We start from the raw sequence: 25,426 nt of genomic DNA on the forward strand, positions 1-25,426 counted from the left end.
TCAAGGATTGCACGGCGCGACGGGCAATCCCTCGGCCTTCCAGCGCAGCATGCCGCCAGCGAGATTGGCCACCTTGCCGAAGCCCGCCTTGGTCAGCAATACGCTTGCCTGCGCGGACCGCACGCCGGAGCGGCACACGGCCACGACCGGCCGGTCGCGATCGAGCTCGTCAATGCGGGCCATCAGTTGCGAGAGCGGCACGAGCTTCGCATCCTGCAGATGCCCGAGCTGGTCGATGAACTCGGGCGCCTCGCGCACATCGACGATCTGCATGGCGGCCGCAAGCTCCAGCAGCGCCATGGGCTCGATTTCCCACACGCCGCTAAAACGCAGCGTGAGCGGCGCCCAGTCGGGCGTTTCCTGGATCGGCGCCTCGCCTTCGGGCTTGCCGCAGCGCATGTTGGCGGGCACCGCGACGGCCATCTGCTTGGGGTGCGGCAAATTCAGGTTGTGCATGTAGCCCGCGAAGTCGCCGAGATCGACGTCGCCGCCCAGGCGCGGATTGAAGCGCCGCTCTTCGGCCACGCTCGTGACGGTGATGCCGCGATAGTCGTGCGCCGGGTAGAGCAGGCAGTCGCCCGGCAACGTGAGGATCTGCCCGCGCACGGAAGCGAAAAGCTGCTCCGCGCTCCCACCCTGAAAATCGGTGCGGCCGCAGCCGCGGATCAACAGGCTGTCGCCGGTGAAGGCCATGCTTGCGTCGTCGAGCACGTAGGTCAGGCAGCCGCTCGTGTGGCCGGGCGTGGCGCGCACCTCCAGATACCGCTTGCCGAAGGCAATGCGGTCCCCATGCCGCAGCGGGCGGTTCACGCCCTCGGCGCCCACCGCTTCGGCGAGCGCGATCTGGCTGCCGCTACGCTCGCGCAAGCGCCACGCGCCCGTCACGTGGTCGGCGTGGACGTGGGTGTCGAGCGTCGCCTGCAGACGCAGGCCCAGTTCCTGCAGCAGCGCGAGGTCGCGCGGCACCTGCTCGTAGACAGGGTCGATCAGCAGCGCCTCGCCGCTTTCGGGGTCGCCGAGCAAGTAGGTATAGGTAGACGATACGGGGTCGAAAAGCTGGCGAAAGATCATCGCGGCTCTCTGTAAAGGCATACGCATTGTGCGCTTTGCAGTATGCCGCATCCGGTTTGCTCCCGGCGGCTCGACGTGCGCGAGATGGCCGCGTTTGTTCATCGTTTGTTCGTCGTTTGTTCGGCAGCGAACGTAGGGCGAGCGGCAGGCGTTTCACCCGTCTTCGAGGAAATCGATCTCACGGGCCGCGAGGCGCTTCCCAATGTCGAATCGAAAATGGAAGAAAGGCCGCCGTCAGCCGTTTATCACGTACCCCAGCGGGGTTTTCACAAGGACTGAAATCATGACCAGAATCTTGTGGTGCGCCATGGTTTGCTTTCTGCCCATTGCGGCTTTCGCGGAAGCGCCGAAAGTCACCAACGGCATGGTCGTCGACGACGACGGCATGACGCTCTATACGTTCGATAAGGACACCGTGCAGGGCAAAAGCGCCTGCGCCGGTGCCTGCGCAACCATGTGGCCAGCCGCGCTCGCCGACCCTTACGACAAGGCCAGCGGCGACTGGGGGATGATCGCTTCCGCTGACGGGAAGCATCAATGGACCTATAAGGGCCACCCCCTCTATCGCTATTCGAAAGACACGCAGGCTGGCCAGATGAACGGCGACGGCTTCAAAGGCATGTGGCACACCGTGAAGCCCTGACGTTATTTCGTAACACTAAACGATTGCCATGACCTGCCCCGCTCCGGCGTTTCGGAGCGGGGTGTGAGTCATGTCGTTGCACGGGTGTTGATCAGTTGCCGGTACGCAACGTCCAGACCGTTGTCGTGTTGGTGCTGTCGTCTACGGCGGCAAACTGCGAGTGATGCTGGCTGTCCATGCCAAATGCCAGCCCGAACGCGGAACCCGCCGTGGGGTCGGCCGACATCTGCGCGACGAATTGCCCGTCCACGGTGAACTCGACAATCTCGCTGGGCTGTTGCGGGTCGGGGTTCACGGCGTCGCCGTTGGCGGTGACGAGATGCCCGTTGGGCGCCAGCGCAAGAGCAAGCGGTCCGTGCAGATGGGTGTTGTCCTGATAGATGAGCCGCCCCACTCCGCCGCTATGGCTCGCACCCGCCGCGCCGTAAACGGCGAACACCGCGTTGTCGCCGGTCGAGGCGACGTACAGCACGTCGTGCAGGCCGTCGTAAGCGAGCCCCGTGGGGCCGACGACCAGCGCCGCCGGATCGGTGCGATGCAGGTAGCCCGAGGCAATGATCGTCGAAGTCGGTAGCTCCGTTACGCCGTTCTCGCCGATCAAGAGATCGATTCTCGCGACGGTGCCGTTGATCACATCCGAGACGAAGACCTTCACGAATTGCCCGCCGTCGATCACGGTGAGGTCCCAGGGGCCGTCGAGCAAGCGCGCATCTTTCAGTTCCTTGACGAGCCGGCCCTGCGGATTGATGACGAGAAGCGAGCCCGGCGCGATGACGTTCTTGCCGTCGGCGGTCGGCACGTTGCCCACCAGCACGAAGCCGCTTCTCAGCACGGCGAGCGCCGTTGTGAGACCCAGGTTGTGCCCCGCGAAGAACGTCACGGGCTGGCTATTGGGAACGATCTTCACGATCGTCGTGCCGGTGCCTTGCAGGTTCGATTGCGCATTGAAGTTGGACACCACCACGTCGCCGGGTTTGAGCGGGCTCCACGACGGCACGCCGGCCGGAACGAATGCAATGCCGTACGGATTGACGTCGCCATTGGTTGGCACGGTCGATGAAGTCGCGAACGCCGGCGGCAGGATCGCTTGCTGGGCGTCGGCCTGCACCGCGCCGAGCGAAAGGGCGAAGAGCCCGGCGCCCAATGCCAGGCGGCGTAGTCGCGGCACGAACGCCGTGCGGTTCCTGCCGATGTATGAACGACATGCAGACAACGAGCGAGAAGCTTTCATCTGACACCTCCTTCTCGCGGGGACGGTCCGGAATGCCATGACGACTCGCGCGGCCAGTGAACCCACCATGCTTCGCGCGCCCCGCGTTTTGCGTAAACGAAGCAGCGGCGGGGCTATTCCGCTTCGGGAACGAAGAATGCGGCGATAAGGAGGGTTCAACCAACGGAGTGCACAATCATGTCCCATCGACTCAAAACAGGCGATCGCGTCACGTGGAACACCCCGCAAGGCATGACGACAGGCACTGTCGTGCGCAGGATCATCAGGGATACGGAACTAGAGGGCGAGGCTGTCGCCGCGTCGAAGGACGACCCGCATTACGAAGTCGAAAGCGAGAAAACCGGTGAGCACGCGGTGCGTCCCGCGGACGGGCTGGAGAAGGTGCACAAGCACTGACTTGAAGGCCTTCGGCCGTTCCCTCACTGCGCGCGCTTCGCGCGCGGCGCGGGAGCCGGCGCTGCCAGCTGCTCCACCAGAAAATCCACAAAGGCCCGCACACGCGACGTCAAGTAGCGCGCGTGCGGATAGAGCAGGATGAATGGCCGGGTACGCCCGCCCTCCTCGCGCAGCACCTCCACGAGCCTGCCCTCGCGCAGGTCGTCCGCCACCACGAAGCGATACGTCTGAAAGAGCCCCGCCCCCGCGCGCGCGAGCGTCACGCCCGCGAGCGCGTCGCCGGAGGTTCCGTAACTTCCGCTCGTCACCACATCGCCGTCTTCATTGGCATTGCCGTCGAACGTCCAGAACAGATGGCGCCCACTACTTGGCAGTTCGAACTGTATGCATTCGTGCTTCTGCAGATCGGCCACGGTCTTCGGCGTACCCGCACGCTTCAGATACCCGGGCGTGGCCACCACCACCATCTCCGCGTCTTCCAGCTTGCGCGCCACCAGGTTCGAATCGGCGGGCGCACGCCCGCGAATCGCCAGGTCGAAGCCTTCGTCGGCAAAGTCGATATTGCGGTTGCTCAGGTGCGTGTCGACCTGCACCTCCGGATAGCGTTCGCGAAACGCCGGCAAGAGCGGCAGCACGCGATAGTGCCCGTAGGGCGTGGGCATGCTGATGCGCAGCACGCCAGCCGGGGTGGTCTGCTCGCCCGTGACTTCGCGCTCGGCGTCGACGAGCTGCGACAGCGCCTGGCGGCACTGCTCGAAGTAGCGCCGCCCCGCATCGGTCAGGCGGATCTGGCGCGTCGTGCGCACAAATAGGCGCACGCCGAGCCGCTCTTCGAGCCGCGCCACGGAGCGGCTCACCGCAGCGGGCGTGACGCTCGCCGCGTTGGCCGCCAGCGTGAAGCTGCCCAGTTCCGCCGCCTGGCAGAACAGTTCAATGCTGCCCAGCAGCAGATCGTCGAATTTGCGTTGCATGCCCGTTTTCTCCTGACCGTTCCGGTTCGCGCCGGTTGTTCTTGCTCTTTTTCGCTCTATTCTGAAGGCTCCAGCATGAGGCGAATACTCACCCCCACTCGAGGAGAACATCGTGTCCGTCGAACAGAAACTTGCCGATCTCGGTCTCGCCCTGCCCGCCGCGCCTCAACCGCTCGGCAACTACACGGCCGCTTCCGAGGCGGGCAATCTGCTCTTCATCTCCGGCCAGGGGCCGCTTGCGGACGGCAAGCTGCGCTGGACCGGACGTGTGGGCGCGGAGTTGACGCTCGAACAAGGCCGCGAGGCCGCGCAGCTCACCGCCTTGAACGTGCTCGCGCAGATCAAACGCCACCTGGGCAGCTTCGAGCGTCTGCATCACATCGTGCGCATGGAAGGCCACGTGAGCAGCGCAAAAGGCTTTCTCGACCAGCCTGCGGTGCTCGACGCCGCATCGGATCTCTTCGCGGCCGCGCTCGGCGAGAAGGCCGGACACGCGCGCTCGGCGTTCTCGCATTCGCAGCTGCCGCTGAACTTGCCCGTCGAACTCGTGGTGATCGCGCAGATCGTGCCCGCCTGAGCGCGCTTCATTCTCGCTGGGTAACTGCACATCGGCACATCGGCGCATCGGCACGCGTGTCCATCGCGCGTGCCGATGTTTCCAGTAGCGGTGCCGCCGTAGCGAAACGCCGCTCAACCCCACACGGACTGCAACCGCGCAATGCTTTCGCGCGTCTCGCGCTCCAGTTGCGCCACGAGTTCCGCCGCCGGCAACGCGCGCGCCAGCGGCGCGGCCTGGCCCGCCCATTGCGCGCCGTAGCCGGATTCGCCCTTGGCCTTCGCTGCCGCGATCAGGGATTTGCCCGCGTCGTAGGCGATCGGGTAGGACGGAATGCGCGGCGCCTTCGGGTCCTCGCCGAGCGCGGTGAACCGGTTGACGATGCCGCGCGCAAGACGTCCCGAGATCGCCGATGTGAAGGTGGTATGTCGCGCCGCGTCGCCGAGCAAGGCGGCGCGATAGCCCTCGTCGGCCGCGCTCTCCGGGCAGGCCACGAAAGCCGTGCCCAGTTGCGCCGCCTGTGCGCCCAGCGCCAGCGCGGCGGCAATGCCCGCGCCGTCCATGATGCCGCCCGCCGCGATCACGGGCACGTCGAACTCGCTCACCAGCAGGCGCGTGAGCGCGAAGGTGCCGAGGCCGTCGTCGCGGGCGTTCTGATCGAATACGCCGCGATGGCCGCCCGCCTCCACGCCCTGCGCGACGATCGCATCCACGCCCGCTTCCACGGCCGCGGCCGCTTCGTCGAGATTCGTTGCGCTCGCAAACAACCGGATGCCCGCGTGCTTGAGTTCGGCGATCACCGCATCGGGCGGCAGGCCGAAATGGAAGCTCACCACCGCGGGCTTCTCTTCGAGGAGCATGCGCTGCATGGCCTTATCCACGACGAAGCTCGTGTAGATCTCCGAGAGCGCTTGCGGCGGCGTGGCGCCGTATTGCTCGAACACCGGCGAGAGCCAGTCGAGCCACGCGCGCTCCACGGCCGCATCGGGCGTGGCCGGGCGATGGCAGAACACATTGACGTTGAACGGGCGCGGCGTCAGCTCGCGCGTCTGGCGGATGGCCTTGCGCGCGTTCTCCGCGCTCATCGCGGCCACGCCGAGCGAGCCCAGCGCACCCGCGTTCGACACGGCGGCGGCCAGCGCCGGCGTGGTGGTGCCCGCCATGGGCGCCTGAATGATCGGTTTCTGAATGCCGAGCGAGCGCAGCAACGCCCGTTCGTCCACGTGAGTGCTGCTCATGTTGCGTTACCTCCGGATGCGTTCCGCTTTCAAGCGTGAGCGCGGCGCTGCGCCCAGTGCGCGAGTCCACCGCATGCGACCAGCAGCGCGCCAGTCGCGAAGAATACGGCGTGCAGGCCGAAGTGAACGCCGATCACACCGCCGATTACCGGGCCCACCACCTGGCCGCTGAATTGTGCCGATTGCAAATAGCCGAGCAGGCGGCCCGTGTTGCTTTCGTCTACCGATTGCCGCGCGAGCTTGCCGATGGAAGGCAGGAGCCCCGCGATCGTCATGCCCATCACCACGCGCAGGCCCGCGAGCTGCCACCAGTGCGTGACGAACGCTTGCGGCACCATCGCGAGCCCGGTGAGCACGAGACACGCGACGATCACGCGCCAGCTCCCGAAGCGGTCGGCGAGCGCGCCAAGGCGCGCCGCCGTGAGCATGCTGCCCAGCGCCGAGCATGCCATGACCACGCCTGCCACGCGCGCGAGATGCGCCGCACCCACGCCCAGACTGCCGATATAAACCGTGATGACGGGTTCGATCGACATGTTGGCGAGCAGCACCATCATCGCGGTCACGAGCAGCGCGGCGACGACCGCATAGTCGGGGCGGCGCGCGCTATCGGCTGAACCGGCCTTTGCATGGCGTGCGTGCGATTTCGCGTCGCTTTCTGGATGAAACTCTTCCTTCACCACGAAGATGGTCAAGAGCGCCGCCGCGGCGATCATCGCGCCGCCGGCGAAAAAGGTGCCGCGAATGCCGATCCAGCCAGGCAGCACGCCGCCCACCAGCGGCCCGACGAGATTGCCCGCGAGCGCGCCCGTGGAAAGAATGCCGAGCGCCCAGCCCGCGCGCTCGCGCGGCGCCTGGGTGCCGACCATCACGGTGGAAGCCGACGCATAGCCCCCCACGAGACCGGCGATCAGACGCAGCGCAACGAGCTCGTACACATTGTGCGCCACGCCGATCAACGACATCACCACGGCCATGCCGATCGCCGCGCGCACGAGCATGGGCTTGCGGCCATAGCGGTCGGCGAGGCGCCCCCAGATCGGCGCGGTCAGCGCCGTGCCGAGGAAGGTCGCGCCGAACGCCACGCCCGACCACTGGATCACGGCGGACTGCGAGCTCACGCCGAGCTGCCGCACATAGAGCGGCAGGAACGGCAGCAGCATGCTCAGGCTCACGAGCGTCGTGAACGAGCCGATCACGCACACCACGAGATTGCGCTGCCAGTACTGCGCATTGCGCTCCGCGTAGCCGCGCGGCTGAGGCTGGGTCTGCGCGAGTGCAGCGGCGGGAGAAGAGACGGTGGTATTCACTTGGCCCTCACTTGGTGCGCAGCGCGGAGAAGAGCTCGACAAAAAGCGCGAGCACGAGGGCAGCAGCGCCGATGGCGAACAGCACGAGGTAATTGCCGCCGCTCGACGAGAACACGAACGACAGGCCGTAGGCCGCCACCGCCTGCATCACGGCGAAGCTCGTCGTGGCGCGGCTCCACGCGCTTTTCACCGCGGACGGATGATGCGCGAGCAGCTCGTTCACGCGGCCAAGCACCAGCGGCACGATGCCTGGCGTAAAGGCGCCCACCAGCACGGCGGAGACCATGAGTCCTTCCGCCCCGAACATGCCAAACGCCGGAATCGCGACCGCGACGGCCTGCACCAGATACGCCGTGCGCAACGCCGGACCGAAGCCCGCGCGGTCGGCGAGATGTCCTGCCGCGAGCGGGCCGACGATCGCGCCGATGCCATACAGCACCCAGAATTCGGCGCCCGCATCCACGCCGCGACCGAGGCCGCGCGCCACGTAATCGACGAGGAAGATCATGTGCGGCACGAGCCCCACGGCGTTCAGCCCATATTCGGCGTAGAGCGCGCGCAGCTTCGCGCGCGGGTAGGCCTTGGCATGCTCGAAGCGCGAAGGCGCTTGAGCGTGCGCGGGCGCGCCGTGTTCAGGCCAGCCGTTCCAGGCCACGGCTGTGAGCAGCGCCGAGACGATCGCAAGTCCGAGCCACGTGACGCTCAAGCCCTGGCGCAGCAGGATCGGCACGATCGTGCCCGAGGCCGCAATGCCGAGCCCGATGCCCGTGAAGATGCCGCCGCTCGCAAAGCCGCGCCGCGCAGCAGGCACATGCGCGAGGATCGTGGGCGCGGCGAGCACCATCAGCGCGCCGCCCGACAGACCGGAGGCGAAGCGCCAGACGAAGAACCAGAGGAACGAGACGGGCACCGCGCAGGCGACGAAGGCGAGCGTCGCGAGCAGCATCATCGCGCGCAGCACGGTAGCGGGTTTGGCGGCGCGAGCCATCGCGCCCGCGAGCAGCGCACCGGCCAGATAGCCGCCGAGGTTCGCGGCGCCGAGGTAGGCGGCCGTCGAAGCGGGGAACCAGTGTGCGCCGATGATGGCGGGCAACAGCGGCGTGTAGGCGAAACGCGCGAGGCCAATGCCGATCAGGCTTGCACTGGCGCCGGCGAGCGTGCCCCGCCAGACATTGTAGGCGGCAGGCGCGGACGGATTCGAGACGGCTTGTTGCATGACAACTCCCGGCTAGCGAGGCAATGGGGCACCTGCTGAAGTTGGGAGTCAGTCTAGGTTAGATCGATTCGCGAGAGAATCGCCGCAGTACGGAAGTCATTCTTCCGCGTCTCGAACGAATGAGCGAGTGTCGCCCGGGTTGAATGTCGCTCAATCGGCGTCGGTAATGCGCCGGGCCTGCTCGAAGTACTCGCGCAGCCGGGGCGCGGCAAAATCGACGAAACTGCGCACCTTGGGCACCGAGAGGCGCCCGTGCGGCGTGACGAGATTCGCGGGCAGCGGCGCATGCTCGCTGTCGCGCAGGACGATCTTGAGCCTGCCCGCCTCGACCTCCTCGGCCACGTGGTAGGAAAAGAGCCGCGTCACGCCATGCCCCGCCACGGCCGAAGCCCGCGCCGCGCGTATCGTGTTCACGATGAAGCGCGGCGAGAACTGCACGACCTGGGGCAGCGCCGTCTGGCGCGTTGCCGGGAAGCTCCACGAGTCGAGCCCGAAATGCGTCATCGAAATGATCGCGTGGCTCGCGAGATCGGCGGGCGCCACGATGGCCGGATGCGTGGCGAGATACGCGGGCGAAGCGACCACCACGCGCCGCACCTCGCCCACCGGAATGGCGACGAGCGTGGAGTCCTGCAAATGCGCAATGCGCAACGCCACGTCGATGCCTTCGTCAATGAGGCTCGCAGGCCGGTCGAGCAGGTGCAGGCGGATCGACACCTCGGGGTTGCGGTCGATGAACTCGTCGATCATCGGGCCCAGCACCTCCTCTCCCACGGCCACCGCCGCCGTAACGCCAAGGAGCCCGCGCGGCGCGGAGCGCTCGTCGGCGGCGAGCAGGTCGGCCTCCTCGAGATCGGCCAGAATGCGCCGGCACGCGAGCGCATAGCGCTCGCCCGCCTCGCTCAGCCGGATCGTGCGCGTGGTGCGGTACAGGAGCGGCGTGCCCGTGTGCTCCTCCAGGAATGCAATAGCCCGGCTCACCGCCGCGGGCGAGCGGCCGAGCCGGCGGCCCGCGCCTGCGAGACTTCCCTCGTCGAGCGTGGCGACGAAAACCTTCATGGCGTCGATTCGGTCCATTGCGTATCTTGGCTTTGTGGTCGCTTTAGTCTGTGTTTTCCGCGTCGATCCGGGCGGTTATCGCCACCTTTTACGTTCGCCTGATCTTGTATCACGAACCCGCATTCGGCTGCAGCGAATGCCCCTCGCGTTCCCGGGCGAATCTGTCCATGTGCAGTGAGTATCGGCGGAAATTACCATTCGGATGCCTAATTATTTTGCTGGCGAACTTAACGAACGACCAGCAGCATGCACTTCAATTTTTTGCTTCGTGGGCGTTCGTCTTGAGCAGCTGCGCAAGGTTCCCGACCGCCGTCGCCGCGCTGCGCTTGATACGCTCGCGCGCGTCGATCACGTCCGGCGCATCGCGATAGTGTCCGATTCCGCCGAACGGGTTGAGCCGGTTGTCCTTTGCCCAGCCCGCGAGCGCCGGCCAGGCCATGCGGGCGCGCTCGTGCGCGAGGGTCGCGAGGAAAGCGCTGAGGTAGTCCGCGTTCTCGTCCCAATACGAGATCGGCGGACAGAGCCGGTTCTTGTCCTCATCGTTCGGCAAGAGGGCCTCGATCGCGCCAAGCAAGGCGAACTGATAGCACACGAACCCCCACAGGAAGGGCTGCACCGTCACCCGCCCCGCCTCGAAGATCGGGCGCAGGGGTCGCCGCGCCAACCCGCGCGCCGAGCAATGGATATGCACCGAAGCTTCGCTTGTCGGGATACGCCCCTCGTCGAGGACGATCTCATCGCGTTCGATCCGGCGTACGTGACCGAGACGAACGACATCCTGGATCTCGCGCAAGCGTTCCAGTTCGCCCTCGCTGATCACGGCTCCGCGAAACATGCTCGGTGCGACATCGCAGTCAACGCGAAGGAAGACCTCCTCGGCTTCGAGCCGCGCGAAGAGATCGTCGATGGAAGTGGCCTGCGCCATCGCCTCGAGCTGAATCGCCATGCCGCGGTACGAGCCGGGAAGCTGCGCGAGCGGCTGCTGGAAGCGGCGGTTCATCCACCAGGCCTCGCGGGGCTTGATCCAGCGGATGGACGCGGCGCTCACGTTCTGGTCGAGCAGCCACACGCAGGTGTCGAGGGCGGTCTTGCCTGCGCCGATCACAACGAAACGCTCGGGCCGCCGCGCGATGCGCGCGATATCGCCTGCAGGCACGCAGCACACGCCGTCTGCTACTTCGAACGGGGGCGGGCTCGTCGCGGGCACCGTGCCTTCGAGCCAGGTCGTGTCTACGACTTTGCGCCGCACGCGAACCTTCCAGGCCCCTTGCGCGAAGCGCGACACGAAACGGTCATCCCCAAGGTACTCAGTGCAGGGAAAGTAGCGCACGCGCCCGCCCGGCAGGAAGTGGTCGTGCATGACGTGCGCGAAGTAAGCGCGAATCTCGTCCGCTCCGGCGAGTTCGTAGTAGCCGGCATTCGCCCCAGCGGTATCGACGACGTCCCGCCCCAGCGGCACCGAACTCACGCCATAGAACGCAGACGGCTGATGCAGGCGCACATAGGGATAAGCGTCGATCCAGTGTCCGCCGGGCGCGTGGCGGCGATCGACGATGATCACGGTTGCGTCGGAATGGGTCAGCAACGCGTCGGCAAATGCCATCCCGGCGGCTCCGGCACCGACCACGAGATAGTCCGCTTCGAGCGTTTCGTCTGACATTTTCAGCTGCGCCGTGATTGCCGCGTGGCACATCCTGGCTATGTTACGACCGATTCGAGGCCCGCGCTGGCATGAATCAGGTATGCGACGCATTCAAAAAGCGCGCTGGCACGGCGGGATGTCGCTTCCAGCGCGTCACCATGTCGGCTTCGTTCTAGGAACGCCATTTATGGTCGCATTTACTGTGCAAACCAACACTGTGCGACTTCAGCGTGAAACCGCTCGCCTCGATTGGCCTTGCCATTCATGGTGATACGCACACCTTATTCAACGCATAAGGGACGGCCAGAGCATGAAAGCGTATCAGCCAGACGTGGACCCAAAGACGCTTCGCAAAGTGATCGTTGCCGCTGCCGTAGGCAATTTTGTCGAATGGTTCGACTTCGCCGCTTACGGATTTCTGGCAACCCTGCTGACTCGCCAGTTCTTTTCGAATGGCGACCCCGCAATCGCGTTGATGAAAACCTTCGCGGTTTTCGCCGTCGCTTTTGCCTTCAGACCGCTCGGCGGCATTTTCTTCGGCGTGGTGGGAGACAGGGTAGGCCGCAAGAAAACGCTCGCCATGACCATCCTGATCATGGCAGGCGCCACCACGGTCATCGGCTTGCTGCCGACCTACGCATCGGTCGGCATGCTCGCGCCGTTGCTGCTCGCGATCGTGCGATGCGTGCAAGGCTTTTCCGCCGGTGGAGAATACGCAGGCGCCTGCGCGTATCTGATGGAACACGCGCCGAAACACCAGCGCGCGCGATATGGCAGCTTTATTCCGGTCTCCACGTTCCTGTCGTTCGCGAGCGCCGCCGTGGTGGCATCCGGACTGGACGCCATGCTCTCGGCAGAGGCCATGAGCAGCTGGGGCTGGCGAGTCCCGTTCATCGCAGCGGCTCCGATCGGCCTCGTCGGACTGTATCTGCGCACGCGCCTTGGAGAAACGCCGGCGTTTGCCGCAGTCGAACACGAACACGACGTGGCCCACGCCCCACTGCGTGAAACGCTCAAGACCCAGGCAAGCGCGATTGTGCGCCTTGGGGCCTTTGTCTCCGTGACTGCGCTCTCGTTCTATACCTTTACGACCTACTTCGCCACGTATCTGCAGGTGGTGGGTCATATGAGCCGGGCGAGCGCACTATTGATCACGGTAATCGCGCTGGTGTTCGCCGCCGCAATCTGCCCGCTCGCCGGCCTCTACTCGGACGCCGTGGGAAGACGTAAAACCGTTTTCACGGTATGCGCCATCCTGATCGCCGCGGTATACCCCTCTTTTGTGCTGGGAGGGTCAGGGGATTTTCGCTCCGCATTGATTGGCGCATGCATGCTTGCGGTCGGTGCGGTCTTGTCGGGCGTGGTCACCGCGGCCCTGCTCTCCGAAGTCTTTCCGACACGAACGCGTTACACCGCATCGGCAATCACGTACAACCTCGCCTATACGATTTTTGGCGGAACGGCGCCGCTCGTCGCCACCTGGTTGATCGAGACGACGGGCAATAACATCTCGCCCGCTTTCTACCTGATCGCCGTCTCGCTGCTGGCGCTGGCCGGCGGTATGTCCTTGCCGGAAACGTCCCGGATATCGCTTGACGGTCCCCTGCCTGAAGACGTGACTGAGCGCGTACGCGACTGGCAGGCGCCCACTGCTCAGTAGGCCGCGCGCAGGGCCTCCGTGGCGAGGGCGAGGCGCGACGCAATGACCTTCACCAGAAAGCGGTGAAACTGCTGGGCGGCTGCGGGGTCGTCCTGTTCGAGCGCAAGGAGCGCGGCCAGCGACAGCCTGCGCACCCGTGTTGGCACTTCGGCGAACACATCCGCGCTGCGCGGCCGCTGCGTATACACGGCCATTTCGCCGATGACCGTGCCCGGCAGGCAAGCGCGCAGCCGCACCGGCCGCCCGTTTGCGAGCGGCAGCGAAACGGCGACCCGCCCGCGCTCGATGATGTACAGCGCGTCGCCCGGATCGCCACGGAGAAACAGTGCCTCGCCCGCTTGCAGATCGCGCACTTCGAGTCTCGCGCAGAGCGTGTTCAGCGCACTGGCCGTGAAGTGCAGCGCGAGCAACGCGTTAAGGTCGCAACCGGGCTTCGGCGCGAACGCGCTCGATGCGAGCAGTTGGTCTTCCACCCATTCCAGGCCCGCATCGAGCGTGTCGAATTCGCGTATGCGCAGATTGAGCGTGCCGGTTCTGGTCAGCAGATCGTGCGAGCGCGGCGGCAGCGCGGTCAAGATCAGGTCCGCGTCCATCGCCGCGCAGAGTTGCCGCAGCTTCACGAAGCTGATCGATACCGACGCGTCCATGCCTTGCGTCGACGCGAAGTCGAGCACGACGTATCGGACCGGCAGCGCATCGCGCGCGGCGAGCCGCTCCCGTATGCGCTGGAGAATCGAATTGACCGTGCCGAAGAAAAGAAACCCTTGCAGGCACATCCCGCACACCTGCACGCCGAGTTTTCGCAATGCTTCGGTCTCCTCGATATTGCGCTCGACATTCGACCTCCGGGTGCGGAGGTCGAACTCCATGCGTATGCAACTCACCCGGCCATAGAGCAGCGTGAACATGATGCATGCGGCGATCACCCCGGCGGCTACGCCGAGAATCACGCCCCAGGCCGCGATCGTGCCGAGAATGACGGGCACGAGCAGATATTCGTACCAGGCGAGCTTCGTCCATGCGCCGACCACCCACTGCACGATGAGGCGCAGCCCCATGAAAAGCTGAAGGCCGACGAGCACCGGCACGGGAAAGAGCGCGACGAAACCCGGCGACGCCGCCAGCACGACAAGGCACGCGAGCGATGCGAACACACCCGCCATCCGGCTCGTCGCACCAACGCGCGCATTGAGCATCGAGCGATTGAACGATTGATAACCGACCATCCCGCCCAGCAGTCCGCTCGCGAGATTGGCGAGGCCCGCGGCCTTCATCTCGCGGTTGAGATCGACTTCCTCGCCCGTTGCCGCGCCGATTGCGGTCGAATTCATCAGGATCGTGACGGCCGAGACCGATGTGACCACGAGGCTCTCGGGCAGGTGGGCGGCGATCGCCGTCCAGTCGATGCCGCCCTGCCCGAGCTGCGCGCGCAAGTGCAGCTCGGGTATGCCCGCGAGCCGCAGCGCCGCGCGCGGCAGCAGCAGCCCCATGCCGCGCGCTTGATCGATCGACAGGCCCGCAGCATGTAGCAGTACGTAGAAAAGGACGATCCCGAAGGCCAGCGTGAGCGGCAGCGCGGCAACGTGTTTCCAGCTACGCATCAGAACAGTGGCCAGCACGCCAACGATGAGCGCGGGCAGCCAGGCGAGCCAGTGAAGATGCGTCAACAGCGCGAGCGTGCGCCATTGCAGGGACTCGCCCGTCATGACGCGGAATGCGCCGGCGAGCAGCAGATAGCCCGTGCCCGCGAGAAAACCGCCGAGTACCGGGTAAGGCAGGAACTGCAGCGAACGGCTGCGCCTCGAAGAACCGATTGCGTAGAGCACGACGCCGGTCACGAGCGAACACAGCGCGATGGCGATCAGCACGGTGAGCAGGAGCGTCTGCGGGGAGCCGCCGTCCGCCCGCACGCTGCTCGCCACACCGGCCGCCACCCCCGCGAGAAACGCAGCCGCGTTGCTGTCGGGGCCGCCAATGTTCAGACGCATCGAGCTCGTCAGGGCGATCACGAGCGCCGTGACGACACAGCTGACGAGCGCAGTGGGCACGCCGAGCATCGCATAGCGGGCAAGATCGGCGCTGAAGATCATCGTGCCGAGGCTCATGGCGTAGCACAGCATGACGAGCGCCGATACCGCGCCGGCCGCCAGATCGCCGGGGAGCGCCGCCATACGTGAGCGCGGCGGGGCGGCGGCGACGGTAGCGGTCTTGCCCGGCTTCACGTGAATGCTCAGTGGAATGCGCGAGGCGCGATGGAGAGCGATGGGGTGCGATCCAGTATCCGTCCGCAATCGAAAGCCTGTCAAACGCCGGACGCAGGCCACACGCGGTCCGTGGCGCGCGCCTACACTGGATATTCGCCGGCACGCATCAGGCGAGCGGCGTTGGATCCAGACGGCGAACATGGATATTGAGCAATGGCTGCGCGCGCTCGGGCTTGAGCAGTACGCGCAAGCGTTCGCGGCTAACGATATCGATCTGTCGCTGCTCGCGCAGCTGACCGATGCGGACCTCAGAGAGCTCGGGGTGCAGTCGCTCGGCCACCGCAAACGCATCCTCGCTGCCGCCGCTCGGGATCTGCCACCCGCCACTGCGCCGGTGGCACCCACCGCCACCGCTGCACCCAACGCTCCGGGCATCCCCACCGACGAGCGCAGGCAGGTCACGATCCTCTTCGCCGATCTCTGCGGCTTCACCGCGCTCTCGCGTACGCTCGATCCGGAAGAACTGCGCGCGCTGATCGGCCGCTTCACGGCGCTCGTCGACGGTATCGTGCTCGCCTATGGCGGCACGACGGACAGGCATATCGGCGACGCGGTCATGGCGCTGTTCGGCGCGCCCCGCGCGCACGATACGGACACGCTGCGCGCGGCTCGCGCGGCGCTCGACATCCACGAGGCGATGACGCAGCTGAGCGCGCAGGCGGCGCGGCCGTTGCAGGCGCATATCGGCATTGCGAGCGGCGAGGTCGTCGCCGGTGCGCTCGGCTGCGTCGACGCGCGGGACTACACCGTGACCGGCAATCCGGTCAATCTCGCCGCGCGGCTCCAGGTCGCGGCGGCAGCCGGGGAAACCTGGCTTTCCGACGACGTGGCGCGCGCGCTTCGCGACGCCGCCGTCTGCGACGCGCTCGGCGAGCAGCGCTTCAAAGGCATCGACACGCCGGTGCGCGCGTGGCGGCTGCGCGCGATTTCGAGCGACCCGGCGAGCGATGCGGCAAAGGCAAGTCAGAGCCTTTTCGTCGGACGTCAGGCCGAGCTCGAGCAGTTTCACGGTATCGTCCACGCGTGCGTCGCGAGGCGGGCCGGCCACGTCGTCCATGTGCGCGGCGAAGCGGGCATCGGCAAGACGCGTCTCGTCGACGAAATGCGCCGCTATGCGCAGTCGCAGGGCTTCGAGATCCATCGGGGCCTCGTGCTCGACTTCGGCGTGGGCAAGGGGCAAGACCCCGTGCACACGATCGTCGGCAGCCTGCTCGGCCTGCCCCCCGGAGCACCTGGCGACACGCGGGAGGCCGCCACCGAACGGCTCGCCGCTGGAGGCGTCGTCAAGGCCGAACAGCGCGCGTTTCTCCACGACCTCCTCGACCTGCCGCTCGCGCACGAGTGGCGAGCCCTCTACGACGCGATGGACCACGGCGCGCGCAAACGCGGCAAGCAGGCGCTGGCCGCGAAGCTGACCGGCGACGCCTGCAGGCGGGCTGCCACGCTGATCGTCGTGGAAGACCTGCACTGGGCCGACCCCGAAGTGCTCGACTATCTGTCGGCCTTCGCCTCGGGCGTCGCGAACGGCCCGGGCCTGCTCGTGACGACTTCGCGCGTGGAAGGCGATCCGATCGACGCGACATGGCGCGCGCGCTGCCGCGACACCCCGTTCGCGACGATCGATCTCGGACCGTTGCGCGAGGACGAGGCGCTGAGCCTCGCAGGCAACTTCATCGACGCGACGCAGCGTGTGGCGCTCGCCTGCATCGAGCGCGCGGGCGGCAACCCGCTGTTCCTCGAGCAGCTACTGCGCAACGCCGAGGAAGGCAGCGGCAACGCCGTACCTGGCTCGATCCGCAGCCTCGTGCTCGCGCGGATGGACCGGCTCGCGCCACGCGACCGCCTCGCTTTCCAGGCCGCCGCCGCGATCGGCCAGCGCTTCGACATCGCCTTGTTGCGGCGGCTCATCGACGACCCCGGCTACGTCTGCGACGGCCTGCTCGCCAATGCGCTCGTATTGCCAGAGGGCGATGAGTTCCTGTTCGCCCATGCGCTGATCCAGGAGAGCGCCTATTCGACGCTGCTGCGCGCGCGCCGGCGCGAGTTGCACCGCTGCGCGGCCGACTGGTTTGCGCACGGCGACCCCACGCTGCACGCCCAGCATCTCGACCGCGCCGAGGACGCACGCGCGCCGCAGGCCTACCTGGCCGCCGCGCTCGCGCAGCGCGCGGCTCACCTGCTCGAGGCCGCGCTGCGGCTCGCCGAGCGGGGCCTCGAGATCGCGCAGACGGACGCGGACCGCCACGCCCTGGCCTGCTGCAAGGGCGAGCTTCAGCGCGACCTCGGCGACATCGCGGGTTCGATCGCGACCTGGCGCGCGGCACTGGCGGCCGCCCCCGACGACGCCAGTCTGTGCCGCTGCCAACTCGGGCTCGCGGAAGGCCTGCGCGTGAGCGAAGGTCTCGATGAAGCGCTCGACCTGCTCGAAGCCGCGCAGCGCATCGCGGAGCGCGACGACCGCGTGGCCGAACTCGCGAGCCTTCACTATTTGCGCGGCAACATCTACTTTCCGCTCGGAAAGATCGATGCCTGCAGCACCGAGCACGAACGCGGACTCGTCTATGCGCGGCGCCTCGGCCTGCCGGAGGCCGAGGCCCGCGCGCTGGGCGGCCTCGCCGACGCCGCGTACGCGCAAGGGCGCATGCGCACCGCGTTCCGCCATTTCAGCGCTTGCGTTGCGTTGAGCCGCGAGCACGGGTGCGGCCGGATCGAAGTCGCCAATCGGTCGATGCAGGGCTTCAGCCGCATTTACCTGAACGATCCGCGGCAGGCGCGCGAAGACGCCGTTGCCGCCGTGGGCGCCGCCGAGCTGATCGGGCAGCCGCGCGCGCAATTGCTGGGCGAGACGCTCGGCGTGTTCTCCAGCTACGAGCTGGGCGATATGCAGGGCATGCAGATCCATCTGGACCTGGAGCGGCGTGTGATCCGGCAATTGGGCGCACGGCGGTTCGAGGCGCAGAACGTGGAAATGCAGGGACGCGTCTGGCTCGCCGATGGGCGCCGCGGCAAAGCGCTCGAAGCGCTTCGTGAAGCGCTGGCGATCTCGCGCGAGGTGGGTACGCAGTTCAGCGCGCCGAAGGCCCTGAGCGCGCTCGCCAGCGCCGTGGACGAGCATGACGAACGGCTGCGGCTGCTGGCGGAAGGCGAGGACCTCCTGCGCCGCGGCGCGGTCGGCCACAACCACCTCTGGTTCTACCGCGACGCGATCGAAGCGATGCTGACGGCCCGCGATCCTGCCGGCGTGCTGCGCTTTGCGAGCGCCCTGGAGCATTACACGCGGCGCGAACCGCTGCCCTGGGCCGAGCTGTTCGCGGCACGCGGGCGCGCGCTCGCACGCACCCTGCTGGAAAGCGCGGACGAAGCCGCGCGGTGCGAACTCGCGCGTGTGCGAAGCGTGTTGCTGGAGGCTGGCTTCCACCAATACCTGGCCGCGGTCGACGCTGCGCTTGCCGCTTGATCCCCGCCACGACCGCCTTTGCCGTGGCGGCCATAGCGCAATGCGCGCAAGCGTTAAAATCCGGGATTCCACTTTTGCGGCAATCGAACACCTATGAAGTGCCTCACCCTCTCGTCCGTCCTCGCCGCCATCGCGCTGGCCGCCACTCCCGCCTTTGCCCAAACCTCGTCTGCCGATTCGAATTCGAAGCGCGATTGCGCAATCGGTTATGTCACGGGCGTTGCAGGCTCGGCGCAAAGCGTGCGCGACTATCTGGCCACGCCGGACCGCGACCGCATCCGCTACCTGAAGGAAAACGACATTCAATGCAAGATCGCCGACGACGACAGCCACGCGTCCGGCTGCACGGGCGTCACGCTATTGAAGAACGAGAAAGTGAGCGTGTACGACGATAGCGATCCTGCTACCACCGCGATCGTCGTGCGCGTGGAACTCGATCGCGGCACCTACCCCGTGATCATCGTCGCGCCTAAAAACGAGGTGAAGTGCGACGAGTGAGCGGTATGGAGTCAGCGCGACACAGTTAGCTGAGTTGTTCGCACGCCGCGATCTCCGCATCGGGCACGCCCGCCATTCGCGCGGCATCGACGATCTGCGACCAGCTCGTCGCATCCACGGGAATGCCGTGCGCCCCGCGCGCACGCCGTGTCGCTTCCTCGCGCTCGCCAGGCAGCAGGATCTCATCGACGCCCGCCGCGCGCCGCGTGGCCTTGAGCCATTCGACGAACGCGAGCGCTTCGTCCTCGCGCGAGGGCGCGTCGAACGCCGCCGGATCGACGATCACCGACATCATGCAATTGACGATGGCGTGCGTGGAGACGATGGTTTGCTCGCGCGTCGTGAAGCCGCCCGAGAGCGCGCCCGCCAGAATCTCGCACATCGCGGCAAGCCCCGAGCCCTTGTGCCCCGCCACCGCGCCGCCGAACGCGCGCAGTGCGCCATGCTGCGTATCGCTGAAGAGCGCGCCGGGGTCGCGCGTGGGTCGGCCGTCGCTGTCGATCAACGCGTCGGCCGGCACGTCCACGCCCTTGTTGTAGGCCACCCGCACTTTGCCTGCCGCAATTGCGCTCGTGGCGAAGTCGAGCACCAGTGGCGAGCGCCCCTCAAGCGGAAACGCCGCGCAAAACGGATTGGTACCGAAACGCCGGTCGATGCCGCCGAACGGCGCGACGAGCGGATCGCCCGCGACGTTGACGAAGTGGAACGACACGAGCCCGGCGCGCGCGCATTGCTCCGCCCAGTGGCCGATACGTCCGATGTGATGCGCATTGCGCAAGCCGAGCGCGCACACGCCGAGTGACTTCGCGCGCTCGATGCCGAGCTCCATCGCTTCGAACGCCGTGACTTGCCCGAAGCCGCGCGCGGCTTCGATCGTGAGCACCGCGCCCGCGTCGCGCGCGACCTGCGCATGCGCGTTCAGTTTGAGCTCGCCTTCGCGGCACGCCAGCATATAGCGCGGAATCATGCCCACGCCGTGCGAGTCGTGCCCCGCGAGATTCGCTTCGACGAGATGGTCGGCAACCAGCGTCGCCTCGCGCGCCTCGCTGCCGGCCGCGCGCCAGATGGCGACGACGAAAGCATGCAGCGCACGGGCATCGACAACGACTTCTGAACCTTTTGCAGCAGTGGCATTCGACATGTACGTGACCCTGTATATGGCAACGGAATAAGAGGCGGCGCTCAGGTGCGCGGCGCGTAAGCCGATTCGTCGACGTTCCTGGCCTCAGGCGCCTGCAGCGGCTCGACACGGCCGACGATCACAAGATAGCTCACCGCGCCGAGCACGCAAAACCCGCCGGCGACAACGAGTGGAATCGTGAAAGAGCCGCGCGTGAGCTGCAGCATCACGCCTGTAAACGTCGTCAGCGCGATGCCTGCGAGATTCGACGCGAAGTTCTGGATGCCCGCCAGCGAGGCGACGTGCCGCGGCGTGGGCGCGACGTCGGCGGGCAGCGACCAGATGCTGGCCGCGGCGGCCGCGAGGCTGCCATAGGCAATCGCGAAGAGCGCGAGCATTGCGTAGACATCCTGAACAATGCTAGTGAGCGTGATGACGGACGAAAGCAGCATGCCGCCGACAATACAGGTCTTGCGTGCGGCCGTCAGGCTCCAGCCGCGCTTGACCAGCGTGTCGGAAAGCCAGCCGCCCAGCCATCCGCCGGGTATCGAGGCAATGGCGGGCAAGGTGCCGAGCGTACCCAGCGACTTCAGCGAGAAACCGCGTGCTTCCACGAGATAGCTCGGGAACCACGTAATGAAGAAGTAAATGACGAAATTCAGGCAAAAGAAGCCCAGCATCATGCCCCACACGGTGCGGTAGCGGAACAACGCGCTCCAGCGGATCGAAGCGGCGGCCGGCACGGGGGCGCGCGGCTGATCGAGTGCGGCGCGGGCCTCGGGTTCCCGATACATCACGACCCAGCCCACGATCCACACGAACCCGAGCGCACCGGTAATCACAAACGAAGCCTTCCATCCCCACGCGGCCATGATCGCGGCGACGAGCGGCAGCGACAGCGCGGAGCCCACGCGCGAGCCGCTATCGAAAATGCTCGTGGCGAGCGCGCGTTCGTCGCGCGAAAACCACTGGCTAACGAGCTTCGCACAGGACGGGTACGCGCCCGCCTCGCCCGCGCCGAGCATAAGCCGGCAGCCGAACATCGCCGCGAAGCCGCCCGCTACCGCGGTGGCCGCGGTGAATACCGACCACCAGCCCACGGCGAACGGCAACGCGATGCGCGCGCCGGCCCGGTCGACGAACCAGCCGTAGGGCAGCTGCATCACGGCGTAGGTCCAGAAGAAGCCGCTCAGCAGCAGCCCCATGGCGGCGGGACCGATGCCGAGGTCCTTCATGATGTGGGGCGCTGCGACCGCGAGATTGGCGCGGTCGATGTAGTTCACTGCAATCGCCAGAAAACAGAAGAAAATGACCAGCCAGCGAGACTTTTCCTTCATGGAAAGCACTCCTTCCGAATGTGGCGTCGTTTCCCCATCGAGCGGCGGCGCCGGTCCGAATGACTCCCGCGTTACATGACCGCCCCCAGATGCCACGGCACGAATTCGTTCTGGCCGTAGCCGTGCAGCTCGCTCTTCGTGCGCTGCCCGGAGGCCGTTGCCAGCATCAGCTCGAAGATCGCAGCGCCCGTCTCCTCTACGCTTTGCTCGCCGTCCAGGATGCGGCCGCAGTTCAGGTCGATGTCCTCTTCCTGGCGTCGCCATAGCGCGCTGTTGGTGCCGAGCTTGAGCGAGGGCGAAGGTGCGCAGCCGTAGGCGGAGCCGCGACCCGTCGTGAAGCAGATCAGATTGGCGCCGCCCGCCACCTGTCCCGTGGCGGACACAGGGTCGTAGCCGGGCGTGTCCATGAACACGAGCCCCTGCGCGCGCACGGGCTGCGCATACTCGTAGGTTTCGACGAGCCGCGTCGTGCCGCCCTTCGCCACCGCGCCGAGCGACTTTTCGAGGATCGTCGTGAGACCGCCCGCCTTGTTGCCGGCGGAAGGGTTGTTGTTCATGTTCGCTTCCATGCGCGCGCAATACGCTTCCCACCAGCGGATGCGCGCCACGAGCTTTTCGCCCACTTCACGCGACGCGGCGCGCCGTGTGAGCAGATGTTCGGCGCCGTAAATCTCGGGCGTTTCGGAAAGGATGGCCGTACCGCCGTGCTTGACCAGCCTGTCCACGGCTGCGCCGAGCGCCGGGTTCGCGGAAATGCCGGAGTAGCCGTCCGAGCCGCCGCACTGCAGGCCGACCATCAGGTGACGCGCATCGACCGGCTCGCGCGTCACGCGATTCGCATCGGGCAGCAGCGCGCGCACCTGGTCGATGGCCGCCGCAACCGTGCGCGCGGTGCCGCCCGTCTGCTGGATCGTCATGGTCGAGAGGCGCGCGCCGCGCTCGAGCTGCTCGGCTTCCACGAGACCGTCGATCTGGTTCGTCTCGCAGCCAAGGCCAACGATCAGCACTGCGTAGAAGTTGGCGTGCCGTGCATAACCCGCGAGCGTGCGGCGCAGCACCGTAATGGGCTCGCCCTCCGCCGCGAGCGCACACCCTTCTCCGTGCGTGAGCGCCACCACGCCATCCACGTTAGGGAAGGCTTCGAGCGCTTCGGGGTGGATGTCGCGGCGGAAGTGGTCGGCAATCGCGCGCGCCACCGTGGCCGAGCAGTTCACCGAAGTCAGGATGCCTATGTAATTGCGCGTGGCCACGCGGCCATCCGCACGCCGGATGCCAAGAAACGTGGCAGGCTGCGCCGCGGCGGGCGTGTCGTGCGCGTCCACGCCGAATGCGTAGTCACGCTCGAAATCGCCCATCGACAGATTCTGGGTATGCACGTGTTCGCCACGGCGGATCGGCCGGCTCGCGAAGCCGATGATCTGCCCGTAGCGGCGCACCGGTTCGCCTTGCTCGATGTCGCGCAGCGCAACCTTGTGGCCGGGCGGAATCATGCCCGCGACCGTGTAGTCGCCATAGAGCGTCGAGCCGGGCATCAACTGCCCGCGCGCGATGGCAACGTCGTCGCGCCGGTCGAGGAGAATGAGCGCGGCCGAAAGCTGAGTGGGGTCGAGATGGGTCATAGCCGGTCTCCCTGGGAAGCGCCGCGCACGCCAACGTAAAGCGAGTACAGCGACGTGTTGGCCGCGATGAAAAGGCGATTGCGATTCGGCCCGCCGAACACGAGATTCGCGACCGTTTCCGGCACGAGGATCTTGCCGAGCAACGTGCCATCGGGCGCATAGCAGTGGATGCCGTCTCCCGCGCTCGTCCAGACGTTGCCGTGCTCGTCCACGCGCATGCCGTCGGGCACGCCGGGCGCGACTTCCGCGAACACCCGGCCATTGCTCAACCTGCCTTGCGCATCGACGTCGAATACGCGGATGTGATGCGGGCCGTTCTCGATATGCGACGCGCCCGAGTCGGCCACGTAAAGGCGCGCTTCATCCGGCGAGAAGGCGAGGCCGTTGGGCTTCGTGAAGTCGTCGGCCACGCGCTGCACCACGCCCGTATCGGGCGCCACGCGATACACGTGACAGCCGCCGATCTCGCTCGGCGCGCGAAAGCCCTCGTAGTCGCCGAGAATGCCGTAGTCGGGGTCGGTGAACCAGATCGAGCCGTCCGAATGCACGATCACGTCGTTGGGCGAATTGAGCCGGTGGCCCTCGAAGCGGTCGGCGATCACGGTGATGCGCCCGTGGTGCTCCGTGCGTGTGACGCGGCGCGTACCGTGCTCGCAGGTCACGAGCCGGCATTCGCGGTCGAGCGTATTGCCGTTGCTGAAATTCGCGTTCGCGCGGTACACGCCCGTGCCGATGCCGGGCACCCAGCGCATCATCCGGTTGTTGGGAATGTCGCTCCAGACAAGGAAGTCGCCAGCGGGAAACCACACCGGCCCCTCCGCCCACATGCAGCCGCCCGCGAGCTTCTCGAACTGCGCGTTGGGCTGCAGCAGCATGCGAAAGCGCGCATCGTGGATTTCGTATTCGTGGGGATTCATCGTTCCGGCCTCGTACCGTCAGGGTAAGGTCACGGCGACACGCGTGACCCGTCGCTCACTGCCGCGCCGGTTTATTAAATACTAGTTGAATAGGCCTGTGAAGATTTTCTTCAAGCGCCTGGAATGTGGTTTACCCGCGTTTACTCGTCGGCCCGCGCAGCAGTCAGGTTGTGTCGAAAGCCTGGTCCAGGTCGTAGGCGAGCAGAAAAACGCAGCCCGTATCGCTATGGAAATCCACGTCGACGGTGCCCCGTGCGGCAACCCCCGCGTAGCCCGCGGGCAGCCGCCGGCAGTTTTGCACGGCCTCGCCTTCGAGCACGTAGATGAATTCGGGACCGGTATGGCGGTGGCTGGGAAATGTTGCGCCTGCAGCGAACCGGACCAGTTGCATGGCGCGGCCGTCTGCCTGGCCGACGTTCTTGACCTCCACGCCCCGAGCATAGCGGGAGGGCACCCATGGCGTGCTCGCGGAATCGACGAATGAAAAGCCGGGCGCGAGCAGCGGTTCATTTGCCATAGCGGGGCCTTTTTATGCGCGGCGTGGGCGTTATCGCGCCTTTTCGTCGGCGGCGGCAAGCATGGCGTCTCCGATGGGGGACTCGCCGCTCGATATGAGTGCTTCGCCCGCGCCGCGAATATCGCGCTCTTCCTTGTTCTGACTGAGCTTGCTCTTGCCGACCAGACGCGTGATCTCGATCTCCACGCCCACGATGAGCTTCACGAGCGTATCCGTATAGTCCTTGGGCGCGTCGGCCATCTTCCAGGGCTTGGGCTGCATGGCTTCGTGCGTACGCGTCAAGCGGCCGATTACGCCGCGCACGTAGCGCTCGTCGTCGAGAATCCGGATGCGCCCATGCGCATGCACGACCACGTAATTCCACGTCGGCACCTGCTTGTGCGCTTCGTGCTTGCTCGGATACCAGTTCGGCGAGATATACGCGTCGCCCGCGCGGAAGATCACGAGCACTTCGTCGCCATTGGCCACGTCCTGCCAAACCGGATTGGCTCGCGCGACGTGCGCGCGCAGGAGGCCCAGTTCGCCTTCGCCAGCCGCGAGTTCGAAGGGAATGTGATTGGCGTCGAGCCCGCTCTTTCCCTGCGTAACCAGCGTGCCGAACGGATGTTGGGCAATGCAGTCATGCAGGACGTCCTTGCGGTTTTCGGCGAAATGGGCTGGTACGTACATGCGTGTGTCCCTGCTCGTAAGGTGAATGGATAGCG

The 25,426-nt window shown here is 66.4% G+C and carries 21 protein-coding genes; 6 read left to right on the forward strand and 15 right to left on the reverse strand.

Going from position 1 to position 25,426, the window contains the following annotated elements; translation table 11 throughout:
- On the reverse strand, positions 1-1,071 hold the full coding sequence (locus FAZ97_RS24390; RefSeq protein ID WP_158761084.1) for an MBL fold metallo-hydrolase: 1,071 nt from the start codon (positions 1,069-1,071) through the stop codon (positions 1-3).
- A gap of 283 nt (positions 1,072-1,354) precedes the next feature.
- Here FAZ97_RS24390 and FAZ97_RS24395 point away from each other — a divergent pair, with 283 nt between their 5' ends.
- Positions 1,355-1,714, forward strand: a complete 360-nt coding sequence (locus FAZ97_RS24395) for a COG4315 family predicted lipoprotein (protein ID WP_158761085.1) — start codon at positions 1,355-1,357, stop codon at positions 1,712-1,714.
- Between the two features lie 91 nt (positions 1,715-1,805).
- Here the strand turns inward: FAZ97_RS24395 and FAZ97_RS24400 are convergent, their stop codons facing one another.
- Positions 1,806-2,945 (reverse strand): NHL repeat-containing protein, encoded by a 1,140-nt coding sequence (locus tag FAZ97_RS24400; RefSeq protein WP_233271889.1) that lies wholly within the window; start codon positions 2,943-2,945, stop codon positions 1,806-1,808.
- A 177-nt stretch (positions 2,946-3,122) separates the two neighbouring features.
- Here FAZ97_RS24400 and FAZ97_RS24405 point away from each other — a divergent pair, with 177 nt between their 5' ends.
- Complete coding sequence (locus tag FAZ97_RS24405; protein ID WP_158761086.1) at positions 3,123-3,341, forward strand: hypervirulence associated TUDOR domain-containing protein; 219 nt, start codon at positions 3,123-3,125, stop codon at positions 3,339-3,341.
- 23 nt (positions 3,342-3,364) lie between these two features.
- Here FAZ97_RS24405 and FAZ97_RS24410 read toward each other — a convergent pair whose 3' ends face one another.
- Complete coding sequence (locus tag FAZ97_RS24410; RefSeq protein ID WP_158761087.1) at positions 3,365-4,312, reverse strand: LysR family transcriptional regulator; 948 nt, start codon at positions 4,310-4,312, stop codon at positions 3,365-3,367.
- Positions 4,313-4,424: 112 nt separating this feature from the next.
- Between FAZ97_RS24410 and FAZ97_RS24415 the strand changes: the two genes are divergently transcribed.
- A complete protein-coding gene (locus FAZ97_RS24415) occupies positions 4,425-4,889 on the forward strand; it encodes a RidA family protein (RefSeq protein ID WP_158761088.1) in 465 nt (154 codons plus the stop codon).
- A 113-nt stretch (positions 4,890-5,002) separates the two neighbouring features.
- Here the strand turns inward: FAZ97_RS24415 and FAZ97_RS24420 are convergent, their stop codons facing one another.
- From FAZ97_RS24420 to FAZ97_RS24440, 5 genes are all read right to left on the reverse strand, one after another.
- On the reverse strand, positions 5,003-6,106 hold the full coding sequence (locus FAZ97_RS24420) for an NAD(P)H-dependent flavin oxidoreductase (protein WP_158761089.1): 1,104 nt from the start codon (positions 6,104-6,106) through the stop codon (positions 5,003-5,005).
- Between the two features lie 29 nt (positions 6,107-6,135).
- A complete protein-coding gene (locus FAZ97_RS24425; RefSeq protein ID WP_158761090.1) occupies positions 6,136-7,416 on the reverse strand; it encodes an MFS transporter in 1,281 nt (426 codons plus the stop codon).
- A gap of 7 nt (positions 7,417-7,423) precedes the next feature.
- Entirely contained in the window at positions 7,424-8,632 is a 1,209-nt protein-coding gene (locus FAZ97_RS24430; protein ID WP_158761091.1) for a YbfB/YjiJ family MFS transporter, read from the reverse strand.
- Between the two features lie 150 nt (positions 8,633-8,782).
- On the reverse strand, positions 8,783-9,709 hold the full coding sequence (locus FAZ97_RS24435; RefSeq protein ID WP_158761092.1) for a LysR family transcriptional regulator: 927 nt from the start codon (positions 9,707-9,709) through the stop codon (positions 8,783-8,785).
- A 235-nt stretch (positions 9,710-9,944) separates the two neighbouring features.
- The gene (locus FAZ97_RS24440) at positions 9,945-11,351 is read right to left on the reverse strand and encodes an NAD(P)-binding protein (RefSeq protein ID WP_158761093.1); all 1,407 of its coding nucleotides are present in this window, start codon (positions 11,349-11,351) and stop codon (positions 9,945-9,947) included.
- Between the two features lie 292 nt (positions 11,352-11,643).
- On the opposite strand from FAZ97_RS24440, the gene FAZ97_RS24445 reads away from it, so the two are divergent.
- The gene (locus tag FAZ97_RS24445) at positions 11,644-12,993 is read left to right on the forward strand and encodes an MFS transporter (RefSeq protein ID WP_158761094.1); all 1,350 of its coding nucleotides are present in this window, start codon (positions 11,644-11,646) and stop codon (positions 12,991-12,993) included.
- Here the strand turns inward: FAZ97_RS24445 and FAZ97_RS24450 are convergent.
- Entirely contained in the window at positions 12,987-15,215 is a 2,229-nt protein-coding gene (locus tag FAZ97_RS24450) for an SLC26A/SulP transporter family protein (protein ID WP_158761095.1), read from the reverse strand. The two genes, FAZ97_RS24445 and FAZ97_RS24450, sit on opposite strands and share 7 nt — an antisense overlap.
- 181 nt (positions 15,216-15,396) lie before the next feature.
- On the opposite strand from FAZ97_RS24450, the gene FAZ97_RS24455 reads away from it, so the two are divergent.
- Both FAZ97_RS24455 and FAZ97_RS24460 read left to right on the forward strand, forming a co-directional pair.
- On the forward strand, positions 15,397-18,714 hold the full coding sequence (locus FAZ97_RS24455; RefSeq protein WP_158761096.1) for an adenylate/guanylate cyclase domain-containing protein: 3,318 nt from the start codon (positions 15,397-15,399) through the stop codon (positions 18,712-18,714).
- 93 nt (positions 18,715-18,807) lie between these two features.
- Positions 18,808-19,212 (forward strand): hypothetical protein, encoded by a 405-nt coding sequence (locus tag FAZ97_RS24460; protein WP_158761097.1) that lies wholly within the window; start codon positions 18,808-18,810, stop codon positions 19,210-19,212.
- 25 nt (positions 19,213-19,237) lie between these two features.
- On the opposite strand, the gene FAZ97_RS24465 is transcribed toward FAZ97_RS24460, so the two are convergent.
- The 6 genes from FAZ97_RS24465 to FAZ97_RS24490 all read right to left on the reverse strand — a co-directional run bounded on the left by FAZ97_RS24465 (position 19,238) and on the right by FAZ97_RS24490 (position 25,391).
- A complete protein-coding gene (locus FAZ97_RS24465) occupies positions 19,238-20,353 on the reverse strand; it encodes a malate/lactate/ureidoglycolate dehydrogenase (protein WP_158761098.1) in 1,116 nt (371 codons plus the stop codon).
- 41 nt (positions 20,354-20,394) lie between these two features.
- Entirely contained in the window at positions 20,395-21,669 is a 1,275-nt protein-coding gene (locus FAZ97_RS24470) for an MFS transporter (RefSeq protein WP_158761099.1), read from the reverse strand.
- 71 nt (positions 21,670-21,740) lie between these two features.
- Positions 21,741-23,288 carry a UxaA family hydrolase gene (locus tag FAZ97_RS24475; RefSeq protein WP_158761100.1) on the reverse strand — a complete coding sequence of 516 codons (1,548 nt, stop codon included), beginning with the start codon at positions 23,286-23,288 and terminating at the stop codon, positions 21,741-21,743.
- Positions 23,285-24,205 (reverse strand): SMP-30/gluconolactonase/LRE family protein, encoded by a 921-nt coding sequence (locus FAZ97_RS24480; protein WP_158761101.1) that lies wholly within the window; start codon positions 24,203-24,205, stop codon positions 23,285-23,287. The genes FAZ97_RS24475 and FAZ97_RS24480 overlap by 4 nt, the downstream gene beginning before the upstream one ends.
- A gap of 163 nt (positions 24,206-24,368) precedes the next feature.
- Entirely contained in the window at positions 24,369-24,722 is a 354-nt protein-coding gene (locus FAZ97_RS24485) for a cupin domain-containing protein (protein WP_158761102.1), read from the reverse strand.
- Positions 24,723-24,752: 30 nt separating this feature from the next.
- A complete protein-coding gene (locus FAZ97_RS24490; RefSeq protein ID WP_158761103.1) occupies positions 24,753-25,391 on the reverse strand; it encodes an FMN-binding negative transcriptional regulator in 639 nt (212 codons plus the stop codon).
- Positions 25,392-25,426: the final 35 nt, after the last annotated feature.

The organism is Paraburkholderia acidiphila (genome assembly GCF_009789655.1).
In the GTDB taxonomy this organism is placed as follows: domain Bacteria; phylum Pseudomonadota; class Gammaproteobacteria; order Burkholderiales; family Burkholderiaceae; genus Paraburkholderia; species Paraburkholderia acidiphila.